Source organism: Streptomyces sp. NPDC051180, from assembly GCF_040689545.1.
In the GTDB taxonomy this organism is placed as follows: domain Bacteria; phylum Actinomycetota; class Actinomycetes; order Streptomycetales; family Streptomycetaceae; genus Streptomyces.
In genome coordinates this window covers 60925-79888 of the sequence record NZ_JBFBBC010000006.1, presented here as the reverse complement: position 1 = coordinate 79888, position 18964 = coordinate 60925, and the positions used below count along the sequence as shown (strand labels likewise).

The window sequence follows — 18964 nt, the reverse complement described above, 5'->3', positions numbered from 1 at the left end:
CTCCGCCGCCAGGACATCGACCTCCCCCTCCGGAAAGCAGTCTCGTGACCACTCAGCCCCTCGCCACCGGCGACCCGCTCCGGCTCGGCCCGTACCGCCTGCTCGGCGTCCTCGGCGAAGGCGGCATGGGCAAGGTGTACGTGGGCCGCGACGGCGACGGGACACCCGCCGCCGTCAAGGTCCTGCGCCCCGAACTCGCCCACGACCGCCACCTCGCCCAGCGCTTCGTCCGCGAGGCCGACATGGCGCGGGCCGTCACGAGCAAGGGCGTGGCACGGGTGCTCGGCGCGCAGACCGAGGGCGGACGGCCGTGGATCGCCGCGGAGTTCCTCGCCGGCCCGACGCTGGACGAGGCCGTCCGGGCGTACGGGCCGATGGACGTGCCGACCGTCCGCGCCCTCGCCGTCCGGCTGGCCGCCACGCTGCACGACATCCACGTGGCCGGGCTCGTCCACCGCGACCTCAAGCCGGCGAACATCGTGCTCACCTCGACCGGCCCGCGGATCATCGACTTCGGCATCGCCCGCCCCGAACACGGCCTCACCCTCACCACCACGGGCCAGATCCCCGTCACCCCCGGATACGGGGCCCCCGAGCAGGTCCTCGGCCAGCGGGTCGGCCCCGCCTCGGACGTCTTCTCCCTGGGCGCGGTCCTCGCGTACGCGGCGAGCGGGCGCCGGACCTTCGACGGCGGGCACGTCGCCGCCGTCCAGTACGAGGTGGTGCACGGCACCCCGGACCTGAGCCTGGTCCCTCAGGAGCTCCGGGAGCTGATCGGCCCGTGCCTGGCGAAGGACCCGGCCCACCGCCCCGCGCCCCCGCGGATCGCGGAGGTCTTCGCCCCGCCGAAGGGCGCCGACCGCGTCTGGCGCAAGGGGCCTCTCGCCGACGACATCAAGCGGCGCGAGACCGCCACGAAGCGCCTCGTGGTGCCCGCGGACACCGCCGTACCCGCGTCTCCGTCACGCCGCCGCTTCCTCACCGGCGCCGCCGCGGGCGTGGCGGTCCTCGGCGCCGGCGGCGGGGCCGGCGCCTGGTGGATGAGCCGCGGCGAAGGCACGTCGCCGACGGCCGACGTGCCTCCCGCGGTCGCGACCCCGGAGGCCGCGTTCGTCTCGGCCGTCGACATCAGGCCGGGCGAGACCCCCGCCCCTTTCTGGGGCCCGCTGGACCTGGTGGCGGCGGAGGGCGAACTGCCGCTGCCGGTACGGGACGTGCTGATCACCCAGGCCAAGACGGGCGGCCTGCTCGCCCTGTCCGTCACGAACGGCGGGGAGCGGTGGCGGGCCGAGGACATCGACGCCGACGGCGGATACGTCTCCGTCGCCGACCGGCTCGTCGTGGCCGTCGACAAGAACGGCGTCCTCAACGCCTTCGTCGCCTCCACCGGCAAGCCCGTCTGGCAGTCCCAGTCCGATGTGGACGACGTCCTCGCGGCCGACGACACCCACGTTTACCTGGTCACGAAGGACAACGAGCTGCGCGCCCTCGACGCCTGGACGCTCGCCACCACCTGGACCCGCCCGATGACCTCCCCCCGCTCCCACAACGGAGCGGCCAAGGCGGCCGTGGGCCGCAAGCGGCTCGTGATCCACGGCAGGGACGGCCACGTCGCGGCCCTGTACACCGCGACGGGCGAGACGGACTGGGAGATCAAGGACCAGGGCACGGACGGCCAGGCCCCGGCCCTCGGCGCCAACAACGCCGCCTACTTCGGCGGTCGCAAGCTGACGGCCCGCCGCCTCGACCGCGGCGACTTCCTGTGGGAGGAGGAGGCCAACAGCGACGTGGTGCCGTGGGGCACTCCCGCGGCCTCGGGCGAACTCGTCTTCGCGATGAACAGCTACAACGCCTACCGGTACAAGACCATGCGCGACGTCCGCTTCGGCGTCTCCGACTGGTACGAGGTCATGGACGGAACGGGCCCCGGCACCGTCAACCCCCCGGCCGTCGCGGGAGCGACCGTCTGGCTCCACTACCCCGACAACAGCTCCGTCCGCGTGGTCCACAAGGCCACCCACGACCACCTCTTCAACGTGACCATACGGGGCCAGGGCACCTACCAGCTGGCGAGCGGCGGCAACCGCGTCTTCATCGCCCGGGGCGGCCGGATCGCGGCGATGCCGGTCTTCGGGGTCTAGTCCGTCGGCACGGTGAACTCGGGCTGCCTCGTCGCCGGCACCCCTTCGACCAGCCCCGTGTCGGCGCACCCCAGCTCGGCGGCGACGTCCCGGGCCGCCGCGTTGGCGAGGGTGATCAGTCGGGTCCGCCGGCCCAGGTCCGTGTCCGGGGCGTCCGCCGGGCCCCAGATGGTCGTTTTGACGACGATGGCGTGTGCCGTCGCCTCGGGACGGCAGGAGAAGTAGACACGGCCGATGCCGGAGGAGGAGAACGCCTCCAGCCCTGAGGCATACGCGGTCACCGACGTGGCGAGCTCCGGACCCAGATACGGGCCCTTCCCCACCGCGCCCACCTCGATCCTGAGAGCCTTCGGGTCGCCCTCCGTCGACCGAAGGCCGCAGTACCTCACCGGCTGCGGCCGGTACGAGGCGGCCCAGGGCGCGGCGGCGTCGTCACGCAGCCGGGAGAGGGCCCTGTCGCGCCGCGACAGGTCGTCCTCGAAACGCGTGCCGCCCAGGACGGCCTTGAGCGCCGCCGCGGCGTCCGCCTGCCCGGCGAAGCCTCCGCATGCCTCGGCCGCCGTCAGCCCCGCCGGCTCCTCCGGTCCGCCCCCGCCGCCGTCGCCGCAGCTCGTCAGAACTACGGCCAGGGCGAGGGCCGCACCGATGCGCGCGGGCGACGACCACATGTGCGTCACGACAGAGGACTCCGCTCAGCCCCGCCGCGCACGCAGTACGGGCACGGCGACCGCGGCGCCGATCAGCACGGCGGCGCCGATGCCGAGGCCGATCCAGAGGCCGGTGTCGTCTCCGTCCTCACTCGCCACGGGGCCGGCCGCGGGCGCTGCGGAGGACCCTTCGGGAACGGGCTGCGCCGAAGGCAGCTCACCGTCGCCGGAGGGCGTGGCAGACGCCGTCGGCGCCGCCTCGGTCAGGTCGTCGATGGGCCGTACACCGGCCGGGCCGGGGTCACCGGGCGTCTTGAGCGTACGGAGCGGGCGAAGCGCCCCGTAACCGACGTAGTCGCTGCGCTTCTCGCCACCGGAGGGGGCTGCGATCGTGTCGAGCATGACCTTCAGGACCTGGTTGTTGGTCCAGTCGGGGTGCTTCGACCAGAGGAGCGCGGCGGAGGCGGAGGCGAGGGCGGTGGCTCCACTGGTACCGCTGGACTTGCAGAGACCCGTGCCTCCGCCACAGGCGTGCACGACGTCCTTGCCAGGCGCGACGACGTCGACCTGGTCGCCGTACTCGGACATCGGGATGCGCGTGCCCTTGTTGTCGACGGCGCCGACACCGACCACGCCGGGGGTCGCCCCCGGGTACTCGACCTGGTTCCTCTTGTCACCGCTGTTCCCGACGGAGGCGAAGACGAGGGAACCCTTGCCCAGGGCGTACTTCACCGCGTCGGTGAGTGCTTGCGAGCCTGCTTCGGAACCGAGGGAGACGTTGATGACCTGAGCACGGGAATCGGCCGCGTACCTGATCGCCTGAGGGACGACACGGTTGAACTGGGCGTCACCGGCGGCCAGGTTGGTTTCGCCCCCTTCGAGGCCCGGAACCCGGATCGGCAGGATCTTGGCGCCCGGCGCGAGGCCGAAGGCACCGTTCCCGCCGTCCCTCGCTCCGGTACCGGCGATCAGTCCGGCCATCCCCGTACCGTGCCCGTCGTAGTCGGTGAACTGATCGCCCGACTCCTCGGGTGCGAAGTCCTTGCCCTGGAGCACCTGGCCTCGGAGGTCGGGGTTGCTCTTCTCCACGCCGGAGTCGATCACCGCGACGGTGATGCCCTTGCCCGTGCTGTACTGCCAGATCTCCTCGGCGCCGAAAGCGTCCAGGTGCCACTGCCGGTCACGGATGCCCTCCGCGTGGGCGGGCACGGAAGCGATGCCCACCAGCAGCATCCCCAAGGCGGCCGAGGCGGTGACGCGGGCACGGCTCCGACGCGTACTGCTGGTAGACATCTGTTTCCTCGCGCTGATCAGTCGATGACGGGCGGCGCCACGCGGCGGCCCTGCTGCCAGGTCTCCTCGTCCTCGACCAGGTAGTCGGGACGCTCTCCGTTCTGCTCCTCGCGCTCACGCGACTGCGGGGTGCCTCCGCGGACGAGACCGGAGCCGCCGGGCGTGAAGGGGCGCGCGGCACCCGTACCGCCGGTCGTACCGGCGCGCTGGGCCTTGCCGCCGACGACACCGCCGGTCTCGCCGGCGAGGCGCCGTCCGCCGCTGATGCCGTTCTGGCCGGCACCGCCGCCCATGGACCCGCCCATGCCGTGGCCGCCGCCCATACCGCCCCGGCCCATGCCGGCGCCGCTGCGGCCGGTGGGCTCGTTGCCGATGACGGTGCTGCGCGGGATGCCCGTCTGCGGACGTCCCGTGGTGTGGGGGACCGCACGGCCGCCGCTGATGCCCTCGCGGGGGCCGCCCAGCGGGCCCGGCATACCGCGCAGGCCACCGTTGGGCAGCTGGTTGCGCGTGCCGCCGGTGACGGGACCGGTCGGACCGAGGGGTCCCGGTCCGCCGCCCTTCACGTTCAGCGGGGGCATGCCGGGGGTCACGAAGGGAGGCGTGGCGCCGTCCGGCTTGGTGAGCGGCGGCGGGCCGCCCGGGGTCGGCGTCGTCGGCGCGGTCGGGGTGTGCGGCTTGGTGTCCACGCTGTCGATGCCGAGGTCCACCGGCACGTCGGGCCGTACCTCCGGCCGGATGACGTGCGTCGGCCCCGTCGGGTCGCCGGTCGGCGGGACGACGTTCGTGTCGGGCGTGGTGCGGGTGCCCTGGTGCGGCTGTGTCTGCTGCGTCGTCGTACCCGAGTCGGTGCCCGTGAAGCGACTGCCGCTCTGGGGGGAGGACCCGATGTACTCGGAGCCCTGACGGACACGATCGGGGTTCTCCGGAACGAACGCCCCCGGCGGCGGCGGGAACGTGGGCGGCTCCATGCCCGACATCTGCGTGCTGGACCACTGGTAGGTGGCGGAGAGCCGCTCCATCTCGGTGGCGGCGGCCTGCTGGTTGGCGCGCTCCTTGCCCTCGATGGTCGCCAGTTCGTCGCTGGCCTTCTTCGCGTCGCGGGCGATGGTCTGCGAGTCCGGGTCGTTGTGGTACTTGAGCGCGGCTTCGAGGTTGGACTTGGCGCTCTCGTACGAGACGTACCGGGGGATGGCGCTGGCGGCCGCGGCGATGGCCGTGGCGTTGCCCTCCATCCAGTACGCGCCGTCGGTGCTGTACGTACCGAGGTCCGAGGTGGACTTGGCCACCGCGAGGGTCCACTCGGAGAACGCCTTCTCCGCCTCGCCCTCCCAGTCCATCTCCTTCATGCGGTCGACGAGCCGATCGGCGATCTCGGTGAGCTTCGTGCCGGTCGTGTTCAGCACGCCGGCCGCGTCGCCGACGTAGAAGCTGCTCGCCTCGTTGAGCCAGTTGAGCATCTGCTGGTGGCTCATGTCGCGGAAGTTGGTTCCGCCGACGCCCCCGCCGCCGTCGCCGCCGTCTGCCGGAATCATCTCTTCTTCGCCTCTTCCCCGTGTCCCCGTGTGTCCCGATGTGTCGGCCGCGCCTACTGGAAGGTTCCGCCGCCCGAGGTTCCCTCGCTGCCGACGGCCGGCGGGGTGCCCTGATCCGTCTTCTGCTGGTCGGACTTGTCGTGCGCGTCCTTCGTACGTTGGTAGATGCCGCGCATCTTCAGCTTGAGGTCCTCGTCCATCGTCTCGATGCCGTCCTGGGAGGCGACGACGGCGATGCCGAGGCCCTCCAGGCAGTCCTTGAGGAGCTTGGACAGGTCCACCAGGCTCTGGCGCACCTTGGAGTACGAGGCGTAGGCGCTCTGCGCCTCGGCCCAAGCGGCGCCGCCACCACCGAACTTGCTGCGGTCGACGGCGGTCACGGTGCCGTTGGGGTCGGCCGCCACCTTCATCGTGCCGTCGAGCGAGTCGATGAGCTTGTCGACCTCGGTCTTGAACTCGCCGATGGAGTCGGCGCTGTACTTGACGGCCTGCGTCCGCATTCCGGCGGCCAGTCCATCCATCGGAGCCTGCATGCCCGCGTCCCTCCCCCGTGAACCACCATGCTGTTTACCGCACAAGTCTAGAAGTTCACTGTAGTCAGGAACGACGACAGTGTGCACCTCCCGGTTGCACAAGCAACGGACATCACATGGTTACGAATTGGGCACGGCGACGGCGGCCTGGGGGCGGATCGGGAGGCGGTTGACCGGGCGGCCGGTGGCGGCGCGTACGGCTGAGGCCACGGCGGCGGGTGAGGTGACGACGGGGACGGCGCTGGCGGGCTTGGCGCCGAAGGGGGCGACGACGTCGCGCTCTTCGACGAGTTTCACGATGCGAATGTCCGGGGCGTCCAGGGATGTCGGGAGTGCGTAGCCGGTGAAGTCGGGGTGACGGACGAGGCCGCGGGCGGTGCGGAGGTTCTCGGTGAGGGCGGCGCCGACGCCCTGGGTGACGCCGGCCTCGATACGGGTGGCGAGCTGGGCGGGGTTGAGGATGCGGCCGACGTCCTGGGCGACGGCCATCTCGACCACGCGGACGGCGCCGAGTTCGATGTCGACGTCGACGACGGCGCGGATGGCGCAGAAGGCGAGGCCGACGAAGGCGTCGCCCTGGCCGGCGTCGTCGAGGGGCTCGGTGGGGTGGGGCCGGCACTGGGCGGTGGCCCAGAGCTCCTTGCCGTCCATGGCCTCGGTGACGGTGGTCGAGAGGACGCCGTCGTAGGAGGTGATCTTGCCGTCGGTGATCTGGAGGAGCTCCGTCGACATGCCGAACTTGTGGGCGAGCGGCTGGAGGAGCTGGGTGCGGACCATCTTGGCGGCGCGTTCGACCGCGCCGCCGGAGACCCAGGTGTGGCGGCCGTGGGCGGCGGGGCCGGCCGGCGGCTGGTCGGTGTCGACGGGGGCGACGTGGACCTCGTCGATGCCGAGGGTCTCCTGGACGATCTGGCGGGCGAGCGTGGAGAAGCCCGAACCGGTGTCGACGGCCGAGCAGATGACGGTGGCGACGCCGTCGACGACCCGCACGGTCGCGGTCGAGACCTCGTCGGTGCCCTCCGCGCCGAGCATGTGCACCATGCCGAGGGCGTAGCCCACGCCCCGCCGGACCGCGCCGGGTTCGCCGGCGCCCTCGGGGCCGCCGGGCAGCAGCCAGTCGCCCTCGGGGGTGTCCTTGGGGAGCGGGGGAAGGGGGAAGTCCTTTACGGCGGAGAGGAGTTCGGCGACGGGGGCCGGGCAGGTGACCGTCTGGCCGGTGGGCAGGATGTCGCCGGTGGCCAGGACGTTCCGCATGCGCAACTCGGCCGGGTCCACGCCGAGTTTGCCGGCGAGCTTGTCCATCTGGGCCTCGTAGGCGGCGCACACCTGCATGGCGCCCTCGCCGCGGACGTGGCCGGACGGGGGGTTGTTGGTGCGGACGGCCCAGCCCTCGACGAAGGCGTGCGGGACGACGTACGGGCCGCAGGCGAAGGCGACGGCGGCGGCGAGGGACTCGGAGGACGAGTCGGCGTAGGCGCCCGCGTCGAGCAGGATCTGCGCCTCGACCTTCACCAGGCGGCCCTCGGCGTCGGCGTGGTGCCGGTAGCGCAGCAGCGTCGGGTGGCGGTGGGCGTGGCCGAGGAAGGACTCCTCGCGCGTGGCGGTGAGTTTGACCGGGCAGCCGGTGCGCAGCGCGAGCAGGCCCAGCGGGATCTGGAACCCGGGGTCGTCGCGGTCGCCGGTGGCGCCGGGGACGCCGGTGACGACCAGCTTGACCTGCTCGGGCGGCAGGCCGAAGCAGGCGGCGGCCAGGTCCCGGTCGGTGTGCGGGTCGGTCGAGGCGGTGTAGAGCTCGACGCCTCCGTCGGGGCGTGGCACGGCGAGGCCGGCCTCGGCTCCGATCGGCGCCGGGTCCTGGCGTCCGATCCGGTAGAGCCCCTCGACGACGACCTCGCCGGTGGCCTCCGGGTCGCCGAAGCGCAGCGGGATGTGCCGGATCAGGTTGCCGTCGGGGTGGAGCGCCTCGGCCGCGAACGCCTTCTCCGGGTCGGTCACCGGGTCGAGGACCTCGTACTCGACGCTGATGGCCGCCGCGGCGAGCCGGGCCGTGTCGGGGTGGTCCGCGGCGACGGCCGCGATGGCCTCGCCGTGGTGGCGGACCAGGTCGGAGGCGAAGACGGGCCGGTCGGCGACGCGTCGGCCGTACGTCGCCGCGCCGGGCACGTCGGCGGCGGTGACCACGGCCCGTACGCCGGGCATGGCGGCCGCGGCCTCGGTGTCGACGGAGACGATCCGCGCGTGCGGGTGCGGCGAGCGCAGGACCGCCGCCCAGAGGAGGCCCTCGGCCCACAGGTCGGAGGCGTACGGGAAGGTGCCCTCGGTCTTCGCGCGGGCCTCGGCCTGCGGGAGCGAGGTGCCGAGGCCGTGCGCGGCCGGCTCCGGGCCGACGGCTCCGGGAACGTCCAGGACTACGGGAACGGCGGTGGTCCCGTCGCTGCTCACGCCATGCCTCCGTCGTGCGGGTGGGGGATCTGGTGCGGGACGCGGACCTCGTGCGCGGCACGGGTCTCGTCGGAGGTCTCGGAGGCACCGGCCGCGGCGCTCGCCTCGCGCTCGGCGACGACGTCGCGGACGGCGTCGAGCACGCCGCGGTAGCCGGAGCACCGGCACAGATTGCCGGCGAGCGCCTGTCGGGTCTCCAGTTCCGTGGGGGCGTGGTTGCCCTCCAGGAGGTCGTGCACGGTCATGCACATGCCCGGGATGCAGAAGCCGCACTGGACCGTGCCGCACCGGGACATCGCCCGCTGCACGTCGGACGGCTCGCCGTCGGCGGCGAGGCCCTCGACCGTCCGCACCTCGCTCCCGGCGGCGGTCGCCGCGGGGACCAGGCAGGAGGCCACGAGCCGGCCGTCGACCTGCACGTTGCACGCGCCGCACTCGCCCTGGGAGCAGCCGTCCTTGGCGCCCGCGAGGCCGAGCCGCTCGCGCAGGACGTAGAGCAGCGACTCGCCGATCCAGGACCCGGTGACCGGCCGGTCGGCCCCGTTGACCCGCAGGGTGTACGAGGTGTGGGGATGTTCGTCGCTGTCGGTCGAGGCGTAGGGGCTCGGGGAGGGGGCGGAGGCGCGCAGGGAGGCGGCGGCCTCCTCGGACCCGACGCCCGACCCGTCCGGACCGGAATGCCCGTCCGCACCGGAATGGCCGTCCGCACCGTCCGGAGCGGGGTGTTCGTCCGCCCGCGCGTGCCCGTCGGACTCGCTGTCGGTCGCCGCGTGTCCGTCGAGGTCGCCCGGGCCGTCGACGACGTCCGAGGACCGCTCGCCGTCGGGCCCGTCGAAGCCGTCGACACCGTCGAAACCGGCGGGCTCGTCCGAGGCGCCGGACGCCTCGGCCCGGAACCCGTCCGGGGTGTCGGCGTCGTCACCGGCGGCCTCGGGAGCCGTCCCCGCGTCCTCGTCGGCCGCGTCGGCCGACGGCTCGCCGGTGAGGGCCCAGGGGGCCGGGGCGCCGCCCGGCAGGGTGGCGGGGGCCTCGGCGTACGGGGCGAGGGCGGAGGGGGCGAACTCGCCCGAGTCCTCGCCGACCGCCTCGGCCGTGTCCGGCACGACCGGGATCTGCCACTGGCCCGTGGTGCCGGAGGCGGGCGCGGCCGCCTCGCCGAAGCGCCACTCGGCCGTCGCGTGCGGGTCCCGCTCGGCGTGCGCGTCCTGGCCGGCGTACTCGGTGTACTCGGCCTGACGCGCGTAGTCCGGGTAGTCGGCCGGCGCGTCGTACCCGGGCCGCGGGACGTCGTATCCCGCCGCCTGCCCGTCGTACTCGCCCTGGCGTCCGTCGTACTCGCCCTGCCGTCCGTCGTACCCCGGGTGCTGTCCGGCGTACTCGGGCCCGTCGGCGTAGGCGTCGGGCCCGTCGGCGTACGCGTCGTGGCCCTCGGCGTACCCGTCGGCGTACTCGGGGGCGCCGTCGTACGGGGAGAGGCCCGGGTACGAGGGCCGGTCGAAGTACTGGGTCTGCTCGGCCTCGGCGGGGAGGTGCACGTTCCAGGTGCCGGTCGCCGACGGGTCGGTCGCGGCGGCCTGGGTGAGCGGCTGGAGCGGGGTGATCATCGGCGGTACGTAGCCGTGGCCGGGCGCTTCCAGGGGGACGCCGTCGAGCATGAAGTCGGGGGGCAGCTGGACGAACGCCGTGGCGTCGCCGTCGTACCCCTCGCTCTGCGGGATCGGCTCCCAGCCGCCGGGGTAGCCGCCCTGGCCGGTGTCGTCCCCGTGCCGGTCGTTGGTGCTCACGACAGTGCCCTCCCCAGTGCCCGTCGGGCGAGTGCGGCGACGGTGCGCCGCAGGTGCAGTACGCCGGGGGGCAGCTGTTCGTCACCCGGCGGGTCAGGGATGCAGGCGGCGGCGACGTACTCGCCGAAGGCCGCGAGCGCCTCGGGGGCGAGCCCCCGGTCGTTGTCCCAGTCCACGAGCGAGGCGATCCAGCGCTCGGCCTCCAGCGGACGCAGCGGCATCGGGGCGACGGCGCCGACGGCGCAGCGCACGCCGCGCCGGGCGGGGTCGAGGACGACGGCGACGGAGGCGGTGGCGCGGGCGGGACCGGTGCGGCCGGTGGCCTTGAGGAAGACCTGGGGGGCGTGGAGCAGGGGGACGCGGACGAAGGCGACGAGCTCGCCGGGGGCGAGGAGGTCGCGGCCCGCGAGCAGGTGGGAGACGGGGATCTCGCGGCTCCCGAGCGGCCCGAGGACGACGAGGTCGGCCTCCAGCGCGGCGAGGACGGGCAGCGAGTCGCCGGTCGGCGCGGCGGTGACGACGTTGCCGCCGAGGGTGCCCGCGTTGCGGATCTGGGGCGGTCCGGCGGCCCGGGCGGCCGCGGCCAGGGCCGGGATGAGGGCCGCGAAGTCGGGGCGGCCCATCCGGGCGTGGGTGAGGCCGGCGCCGAGGAGGGCGTGGCCGTCCTGGTACTGCCAGCCGCGGATCTCGTTGATGCGGCTCAGGCCGACGAGCCCGGCGGGGCGGAGCTGGCCCCGGTTGACGGCGGCCATGAGGTCGGTGCCACCGGCGACGGGCACGGCGGCCGGCATGGCGGTGAGCGCCGCCACGGCCTCGTCGAGCGAGGCGGGCAGCGTCACGGACTGCGCCGTCTGTGGTGCGTGCGTGGTCAACCCGCTGCCCCTTCCCGGTGTCCCGGTGGTCCCCGACTGTGCCCGGCCGCGCGCCTGCTGTCACGTCTGCCGTCGCGCCTGCGTGTGGGCGTACCGTACGTGCTCACACGCCGGACGTGGCAACTCTGGCACATCTTCCGAGCGGTCCGGCGCGAGGGTCCGCGAAGGACTGTTCCGTCCGGTACACCCCAGGAGCGGCGGGGACTTCCGTTTCGCCGCTCTTGGGTGGCACGGGGGCTTCGGGCCTCTCACACGATCGACGTCAGGGTCTCCGGACGTCGACGGCGGGACCCTCACACGTTCGGGGGCGCCCCCTCGATGGGGCGGCCGAGGACCCCGGGGCGCTGCTGCCGGGGGTGGGGGCCGGCGGGCGGGCGGTAGTCGACGCCGAGGGCGTCGAGGCGCCGGTAGTGGGTGCTCATCCGGCGCTCGAAGCCGGCGTAGTCGCGGGCGTCCGGCGCGGGCAGCGCGGACCAGGCGACCTCGGCGAAGGCCGCGAGGCGCGGGAAGACCTGGTAGTCGACGCGGCCGCGGTTCTCCATGACCTCGGTCCACACGTTGGCCTGGGTTCCCAGGATGTGGGCGACGGCCTCCGGCGGCAGGCCCGGCGGGACGGGCTCGAAGCGGTAGACGTCCTCCAGGGTGCGGACGAAGCCGATGGGCACGGGCTCGTCCTCGCCCGGCGCCTGACGGTGGTCCAGGTAGACCTGCTGCTCGGGGCACATGACGACGTCGTGGCCGGCGGTCGCGGCGGCGATGCCGCCGCCGTAGCCCCGCCAGGAGGAGACGGCCGCGCCCTCCGCGAGGCCGCCCTGCAGGATCTCGTCCCAGCCGATGAGGCGGCGGCCGCGGTCGGAGAGCCAGCGGTCGAAGTGACGGATGAACCAGGACTGGAGCTCGTCCTCGTCGGCGAGCCCGAGTTCCTTGATGCGGGCCTGGGCGGCCGGGGACGCCTTCCACTGGTCCTTGGGGCACTCGTCGCCGCCGACGTGGACGAAGGTGGACGGGAAGAGTTCGAGGACCTCCTCGAAGACGCCCTCGTAGAACCGCAGGACGGTCTCGGTGGGGGCGAGGACGTTCGGGTTGACTCCCCAGGTGTCCCAGACGGTGAGCGCGGCGGTGTCGACGACGTCGGTGTTGCCGAGTTCGGGGTAGGCGGCGATCGCGGCCTGCGAGTGGCCGGGCAGGTCGATCTCGGGGACGACGGTGATGTGCCGCTCGGCGGCGTACGCGACGATCTCGCGGATGTCGTCCTGCGTGTAGAACCCGCCGTAGGGGGTCTCGGTCCACAGCGGCGAGGCCCGGTGGCCCCACTTGGTGCGGGCGCGCCAGGAGCCGACCTCGGTGAGCCGGGGGTGGCGCTTGATCTCGATGCGCCAGCCCTGGTCGTCGGTGAGGTGGAAGTGGAAGACGTTCAGCTTGTGGGCGGCCAGCAGGTCGAGCTGGCGCAGGACGTCGTCCTTGGGCGTGAAGTGCCGGGAGACGTCGAGGAGGAGGCCGCGCCAGCCGAAGCGGGGTCCGTCCTCGACGGTGAGGGGCGGCAGGGCCCAGCCGCCGTCCCGTACCGGCGCCTTGCGGTACGCGTCCGGGCCGAGGAGCTGGCGGAGGGTCTGGGCGCCCCAGAACACGCCGGCGGGCCCGCCGCCCTCGACGAGGACGGCGGCGTCGGCGACGGAGCCGTCGGTGGAGAGGCGGTAGCCCTCGGGGCCGTACTCCCGCTCGACCTCCTCGCTGGTCCGCAGCCGGATCGCGCCGGGCCCGGGGCCGTCGGCGAACGGCAGTCCGATGGCGGCGCCCAGGACGGAGCGCAGCCAGCGCGCGGTGGACTCGGTGCCCGGGGCCGCGTCGATCGTGGTGTGGGCGTCCAGGACGTGTCCGGGGGTGCGCCCCCGGTTCTCGGCCGAGAGGGGTGCGGGGATCAGGGCCAGTTCGGAGATCATCGCGTCAGTCCTTCACCGCCCCGCCCAGTCCGGAGACCAGGCGGCGCTGTACGAGTACGAAGAAGACGAGCACCGGGATCGTCATCACGGTCGACCCGGCCATGATGCCTCCCCAGTCGTTCTCGTCGGGCTTGAAGAAGACGAGCAGCGCCATCGGCAGGGTCGACTGCGAGGTGTCACTGATGAGGAACGACTTGGCGAAGAGGAAGTCGTTCCAGGTGGAGATGAACGAGAACACGCTGGTGGCGACGAGGCCCGGCAGGACCAGCGGGAACAGGATCTGCCAGAGGAAGCGCGTGCGGCTCGCGCCGTCGATCTGGGCCTGCTCCTCCAGCGCCTCCGGCACGGCCTTCACGAAGCCGCGCAGCATCCAGATCGCGAAGGGCAGCGAGAAGGCCAGGTGCGGCAGGATCAGCGAGCCGAGGGTGTTGAGCTGTCCGAGGTCCCGCATGAGGAAGAACAGCGGGATGGTCAGCGCCTCGACCGGCACCATCTGCGCGATGAGGAACATGATCAGCAGCGTCGTCCGGAACCGGAAGCGGAACCGGGTGACGGCCGTCGCCGCGAGGAACGCGATCAGCGCGGAGGCGACCACCACGGTGAGCGCCACGACCAGCGAGTTGACGAAGTAGCGCCCGAACTCCTGCTGGGTGAGCACCCGCCGGAACGACTCCAGCGACGGCGCCAGCGTCCACGGCCGCGGATGCGCCGACTGGATCTCCCCCGCCGGCTTGAACGCCGACAGCACCATCCAGTACAGCGGGAAGGCCACCACGACGGCGACGCCCAACACCCCCACCTCGGCCACGAGGCGCCCGGGGCGCCGGATCCGGAGGAGACTCACCGCACACCTCCCAGGACGCCCCGGCCTTCGAGCCGGGAAAGAATCGGACACTTGCAGAGCAGGGCAAAGGCGGACGCTCGGCCGTCAGAACGAAGCACTTTATGTCGCACACGGCAATCAATCGGCGTTCCATGACGTTTCGCCCTCAATTGCCGTTCCTCCTGACTAGGTTGCGACTCATGGCGGGGGAAGTGCGGACAGGGGTTGCGGGGTATGCCCGGTGGAGCTTTCGGCTGCGCGTGTCGTCCGCGGCGGGAAGCGCTCTGGCGGCCGAATGGGACCGGTGCCGGTGGATCTGGAACGAGTCCGTTGCCAAGTCGAGGGCCGTGCACCTGAACAACCAGGCCGGAGGAGCACGCACGACGTGTGGTCCGGCCCGGCTCGACAGGATGCTGACCGACGCCCGCAAGCACACGCCGTGGCTGCGCGAGGGCTCCTCGGTTCCTCAGCAGCAGGTGGTACGAGACTTCGGCAAGGCGCGTGCCAAGGCGCAGAAGGACATCGAGGACCGGTTGCCCATGCGCCGGCGAGCGGGGATGCCGAGGTGGAAGAAGAAGCACCTGGCGCTGCCGAGCCTCAACTACACCCGCCGCGGTTTCCGGCTGAAGGACGGCCGTCTGCACCTTGCGGGAGGCATCGTGCTGACCGTGGTGTGGTCGCGGGAGCTTCCGGCCGATCCGTCCAGCGTGCGTGTCCACCAGGACGGCACGGGAGCGTGGTTCGCGTCCTTCGTGGTACCCGCGAGAGTCCAGCCTCTCCCGAAGACCGGCCGTGTCATCAGGATCGACTGGGGAGTCAAGGAGACCGCGACCACCACGTCCGACGCTCACGACCTCCCCCACCCGCGGCACGGCAGGACGGCCGCGCAGAAGCTCGCCCGCTGTCAGCGGATGATGGCGAGGCGTAGGCCGGCGAAGGGCAAGCCCGGTTCCAGGGGATACAAGACCGCCCGACTGCAGGTCGCGAAAATTCACCGGAAGGTCACGCGGCAGCGCCGGGACACGGTGCGCAAGTGGGCGAAGCAGGTCGTGCGCGACCATGACGCCCTGGCGGTCGAGGACTTCCGTCCGAAGTTCCTCACGAGGACCACCATGGCCCGCAAGGCGGCGGACGCCGCGATCGGCATGACCAAGACAGCACTGATCGAGCAGGCCCGTAAGCACGGCCGGATCGTGCACCTGGTACACCCCGCGCACACCACGATGGACTGCGCGCAGTGCGGTGCGAGAACCAAGTACGCACTCCCCCTCTCCGAGCGTACGTACACCTGCACCACGTGCGGAGCCGTGTCCCCCAGGGACAAGAACTCCGCCCGCGTGATGCTGGTCCGGGCTGGTCTCGACCCGGCTGGTGCCGATCGCGGAAGTCCGGGCGGGGCGCCGCCTCACCCGGCAGCGTGAGCCAGGAATCCCCGCATCGGCCCGGGAGGACAGCGGGTCGCCGTCTCCGGGCAGGGGAGGTTTCAAAGTTCTTCTCCCTGACGTCGCAGCAGGCGCAGGTACACGAGGGTGACGGCCAGCAGGATGAGCAGCATGACGACGCCGATGGCGGAGCCGAGGCTGTACTGGGACGAGGCGAATGCCTTCTGGTAGGCGTAGACGTTGAGGACGAGGTTCTGGCCGGCGATGCCGCCGCCGTTGGTCATCACGTAGATCTGGGTGAAGACCTTGAAGTCCCAGATGACCGACTGGATGGTGACGACGACGAGGATCGGCCGGAGCATCGGGGCCATGACCGAGCGCCAGATGCGCCAGGGCGAGGCGCCGTCGAGGGCGGCGGCTTCCAGGACCTCGGACGGGATGGCCTTGATGCCGGCGAAGACGGTGACCATCACGAACGGGAAGGAGCACCAGACGACTTCGAGGAGGACGAGGGCGAAGGCGCTGTACCGCCCGTAGGTCCAGGAGTGGTCGCCGAGCCCGAGCAGGCGGTTGACGGGGCCGAAGTCGGGGTCGAAGAGGAAGACGAAGACGGTGGACCCGGTGATCGCGGGGGTCGCCCAGGCGCCGAGCGCCGCCGTCATCAGGACGAGCCGGGGCAGGGCGCGCACGCGGGTGAGCAGGACGGCGAGGGCGCAGCCGACGGCGAGGGTGGCGAGGACGCAGGCGGCGGCGAAGACGACGGTGGTGAGCAGGACCTGCCGGAACTGGGGGTCGGCGAAGAGGGCCGTGTAGTTGCCGAACCCCTTGAAGGAGGTGGGCTGCCCGCCGCTGACCTGGGCCTGGGTGTACTCCAGGAAGGAGATGAGCCCGAGCTGGTAGACGGGGTAGAGGAGGAGTCCGCCGAGGACCACGAGGGCGGGCAGGAGGTACAGCCAGGGGGTCCAGGGGGCGACGCGGCGGGGGGCGCGGCCGGACCGGGCGCCGTCCCGGGGGGCCGGGGGCGCGGGCGGGCCGGTCCGCTTCTCGGTGAGTTGGGTGGTCATGCGGTTCAGCCCGCCGGCGCGAAGGCCGCGTCCATCTTCCGCGCGGCATCGTCGGCCGCCGCCTTGACGTCCTTACGGCCGCTGACGATCTCCTGGAACATCGTGGGCAGGACCTGGGAGGCGTCGACCTGGCCCCAGCCGGGGGACGCCGGGACGAAGCGGGTGCCCGCGCCGAGGGTGTCGATGAAGGGCTTCACGAAGGGCTGGCGGCCGGCCGCGGCGGCGCGGACGTCGGTGTAGGTGGGCAGGAAGCCCATGGCGTCGAAGAGCTTGCCCTGGGTGTCCTTGCCGGTGAGGGACTTCAGCAGGTCGACGGCGAGGGTGCGGTGGGTGCTGCTCCGCAGGACGCCGATGTTGTTCCCGCCGGCGAAGGCGGGGGCGATGCTGCCGGGGGTGGTGCCGGGCAGCGGGACGACGGCGTACTTGCCCTTCACGGTGCCGGCCTCGACGGCCGCGTGGCTGAAGTCGCCGCCGATGGCCATGCCGGCCTTGCCGGCGGCGAAGGCGGTGACGGTCGCGTTGCCGCCCATCTGGGCGCACTTGGCGGCGGGGCAGTTGTCGTCGCCGAAGAGCGAGGTGTAGGTGGTGATGCCCTGGAGGGCGGCCGGGCTGTTGATCGCGGCCTTGTGGGCGTCGCCGTTCGCGGTGGCGAGTTCGCCGCCGGCGGCCCAGACGAAGGGCATGGCGCCGTAGGTGTAGGCGCCGCCGACGGCGATGCCGTAGAGCTCGGGCTTCGCCTTGCGGATCTTCTTCGCGGTGGTGACGAGTTCGGCCTGGCTCTTGGGGGCGGTGAGGCCGAGCTCGCGGAAGACGTCGGTGCGGTAGTAGAGGGCGCGGACGCCGACGAAGAGCGGGGCGCCGTAGACCTTTCCGGCGACGGTGACGGACTGCCGGGCGGTGGCGTCGGCGTCGGCGGCCTCGTCCCAGGCGGCGAACTCGGCGCTGATGTCGGCGAGGCCGCCGTCCTTGACGTATCCGGCGGTGTCGGTGTTGCCGTACTCGATGAGGTCGGGGGCGGACGCGGGGTCGTTGAAGGCGGCCTTGACGCGCTGGGCGCGGGTCTCGACGGGGATGTACTCGACCTCGACCTCGGTGCCCTGGTGCTTCTTCTCGAAGGCGGCGACGGCCTGGTCGACGACCTGTTCCTTGGGCTTGTTGCTCACCTCCTGGAAGAGCCAGACGCGCAGGGTGCCGCTCTTGTCGTCCGTGGCGGCCCCGCCGCCGGAGGTCTGGGGGGCGCAGGCGGTGGCGGTGAGTCCGGCCAGCAGGAGCAGGGCGGCCGGGGTGGCGAGGCGGGCGGGCAACTTCATGACGGAATCCCCTCCGGACGTACGCGTTGCAGCATGTGCAATGGGCGTTTCGTTCTGCACAACACGCGTGAGGTTAGGCCGCGTTCCGGCGGGCCGACAAGAGGTCTCGACCACCTCAACCACTCCGTGACCGGCGAAAGCACCCTGCGCAACGGCGTCCGGCCGCGCCCCCGGCCGTCCCGGACCGATCTCCCACCCGGCTGGGAGATCGGTCCGGACATGCGAAACGGCCCCCGTCGTACGTACCGAAGTACGTACGACGGGGGCCGTCCCCGGCGTCAGGACCCTCTTACTTGTCCTTGCCGCCCTTGTCCTTGTCGCCTCCGCCGGCGCCCATGGAGTCGTAGATCTCCTTGCACATCGGACAGACCGGGTACTTCTTGGGGTCGCGACCCGGCACCCAGACCTTTCCGCACAGCGCGACGACGGGGGTGCCGTCGAGGGCGCTCGCCATGATCTTGTCCTTCTGGACGTAATGGGCGTAGCGCTCGTGGTCGCCGTCACCGTGGGACACCTGCGGCGTCGGCTCGACGAGGGTCCCCGTACCTGCCCCGCGCTCGGGCTCGAGAGTGCTCATAACCGCCAAGGGTACTGAAAGCCGGGGCTTCAGTTGAGGGACGGGTCGTCCGGGTAGGTCGCGATCATCGCGAGCTCGCCGCGCTGGCGGCGGAGCACCTGCCGCCAGAGCGTCTCGGGCTGCGGCGAGGAGACGTCGCCGGGCTCGGACTCGACCACGTACCAGGCGCCGTCGCCGAGCTCGGACTCCAGCTGGCCGGGGCCCCAGCCCGCGTATCCGGCGAAGATCCGGAGGGAGCCGAGCGCCGGGCCGAGCAGTTCCGGCGGGGCCTCCAGGTCGACGAGGCCGATCGCCCCGTACACCCTGCGCCATCCGAGCGGGCCCTCGTCGCCGGGGATGACGGCGACCCCGAGGGCCGCGTCGAGGGAGACGGGTCCGCCCTGGAAGACGACCCCGGGGTCGCCGGCGAGGCCCGCCCAGGGGGCGAGGATGTCGGAGACGGTGATGGGGGTCGGCCGGTTGAGGACCACGCCGAGCGAGCCCTCGTCGTCGTGATCGAGCAGCAGGACGACCGCGCGGTCGAAGTTCGGGTCCGCCAGCGCGGGGGTGGCCACGAGCAGTCGGCCTGTGAGCGAGGACACCTCGGTCATGCGACACATGATCCCGCATGTTCGGCGTTCG

The 18964-nt window shown here is 72.6% G+C and carries 15 protein-coding genes; 2 read left to right on the top strand and 13 right to left on the bottom strand.

Going from position 1 to position 18964, the window contains the following annotated elements; genetic code table 11:
- The first annotated feature begins 44 nt into the window (after nucleotides 1–44).
- Nucleotides 45–2141: a protein kinase gene (locus tag AB0424_RS13625; protein ID WP_366304899.1), complete on the top strand. Its 2097-nt coding sequence runs from the start codon at nucleotides 45–47 to the stop codon at nucleotides 2139–2141.
- Here AB0424_RS13625 and AB0424_RS13620 read toward each other — a convergent pair.
- The 9 genes from AB0424_RS13620 to AB0424_RS13580 all read right to left on the bottom strand — a co-directional run bounded on the left by AB0424_RS13620 (nucleotide 2138) and on the right by AB0424_RS13580 (nucleotide 14031).
- Nucleotides 2138–2809 carry a hypothetical protein gene (locus AB0424_RS13620; protein WP_366305302.1) on the bottom strand — a complete coding sequence of 224 codons (672 nt, stop codon included), beginning with the start codon at nucleotides 2807–2809 and terminating at the stop codon, nucleotides 2138–2140. The two genes, AB0424_RS13625 and AB0424_RS13620, sit on opposite strands and share 4 nt — an antisense overlap.
- Nucleotides 2810–2833: 24 nt before the next feature.
- Nucleotides 2834–4081: a type VII secretion-associated serine protease mycosin gene (mycP, locus tag AB0424_RS13615; RefSeq protein ID WP_366304897.1), complete on the bottom strand. Its 1248-nt coding sequence runs from the start codon at nucleotides 4079–4081 to the stop codon at nucleotides 2834–2836.
- Between the two features lie 17 nt (nucleotides 4082–4098).
- Nucleotides 4099–5616 carry a hypothetical protein gene (locus AB0424_RS13610; RefSeq protein ID WP_366304895.1) on the bottom strand — a complete coding sequence of 506 codons (1518 nt, stop codon included), beginning with the start codon at nucleotides 5614–5616 and terminating at the stop codon, nucleotides 4099–4101.
- 53 nt (nucleotides 5617–5669) lie between these two features.
- Nucleotides 5670–6137 carry a hypothetical protein gene (locus tag AB0424_RS13605; protein WP_366304893.1) on the bottom strand — a complete coding sequence of 156 codons (468 nt, stop codon included), beginning with the start codon at nucleotides 6135–6137 and terminating at the stop codon, nucleotides 5670–5672.
- A gap of 132 nt (nucleotides 6138–6269) precedes the next feature.
- Nucleotides 6270–8555, bottom strand: coding sequence for a molybdopterin cofactor-binding domain-containing protein (locus tag AB0424_RS13600; protein ID WP_366305300.1), 2286 nt, complete (start codon nucleotides 8553–8555; stop codon nucleotides 6270–6272).
- 32 nt (nucleotides 8556–8587) lie between these two features.
- Nucleotides 8588–10375, bottom strand: coding sequence for a 2Fe-2S iron-sulfur cluster-binding protein (locus AB0424_RS13595; protein WP_366304891.1), 1788 nt, complete (start codon nucleotides 10373–10375; stop codon nucleotides 8588–8590).
- Nucleotides 10372–11247: an FAD binding domain-containing protein gene (locus AB0424_RS13590; RefSeq protein ID WP_366304889.1), complete on the bottom strand. Its 876-nt coding sequence runs from the start codon at nucleotides 11245–11247 to the stop codon at nucleotides 10372–10374. The genes AB0424_RS13595 and AB0424_RS13590 overlap by 4 nt, the downstream gene beginning before the upstream one ends.
- Nucleotides 11248–11540: 293 nt before the next feature.
- On the bottom strand, nucleotides 11541–13187 hold the full coding sequence (locus AB0424_RS13585) for a beta-N-acetylhexosaminidase (protein ID WP_366304888.1): 1647 nt from the start codon (nucleotides 13185–13187) through the stop codon (nucleotides 11541–11543).
- 4 nt (nucleotides 13188–13191) lie between these two features.
- Nucleotides 13192–14031, bottom strand: a complete 840-nt coding sequence (locus AB0424_RS13580) for a carbohydrate ABC transporter permease (RefSeq protein WP_366304886.1) — start codon at nucleotides 14029–14031, stop codon at nucleotides 13192–13194.
- Nucleotides 14032–14210: 179 nt separating this feature from the next.
- On the opposite strand from AB0424_RS13580, the gene AB0424_RS13575 reads away from it, so the two are divergent.
- The gene (locus tag AB0424_RS13575) at nucleotides 14211–15431 is read left to right on the top strand and encodes a transposase (RefSeq protein ID WP_366304884.1); all 1221 of its coding nucleotides are present in this window, start codon (nucleotides 14211–14213) and stop codon (nucleotides 15429–15431) included.
- 62 nt (nucleotides 15432–15493) lie between these two features.
- Here the strand turns inward: AB0424_RS13575 and AB0424_RS13570 are convergent, their stop codons facing one another.
- From AB0424_RS13570 to AB0424_RS13555, 4 genes are all read right to left on the bottom strand, one after another.
- The gene (locus tag AB0424_RS13570) at nucleotides 15494–16456 is read right to left on the bottom strand and encodes a sugar ABC transporter permease (protein WP_366304882.1); all 963 of its coding nucleotides are present in this window, start codon (nucleotides 16454–16456) and stop codon (nucleotides 15494–15496) included.
- 5 nt (nucleotides 16457–16461) lie between these two features.
- A complete protein-coding gene (locus AB0424_RS13565; RefSeq protein WP_366304880.1) occupies nucleotides 16462–17766 on the bottom strand; it encodes an extracellular solute-binding protein in 1305 nt (434 codons plus the stop codon).
- A 289-nt stretch (nucleotides 17767–18055) separates the two neighbouring features.
- Nucleotides 18056–18343, bottom strand: coding sequence for a DUF3039 domain-containing protein (locus tag AB0424_RS13560; RefSeq protein ID WP_015033918.1), 288 nt, complete (start codon nucleotides 18341–18343; stop codon nucleotides 18056–18058).
- A gap of 29 nt (nucleotides 18344–18372) precedes the next feature.
- Nucleotides 18373–18933: a YqgE/AlgH family protein gene (locus AB0424_RS13555; protein WP_366304877.1), complete on the bottom strand. Its 561-nt coding sequence runs from the start codon at nucleotides 18931–18933 to the stop codon at nucleotides 18373–18375.
- Between the last annotated feature and the right edge of the window lie 31 nt (nucleotides 18934–18964).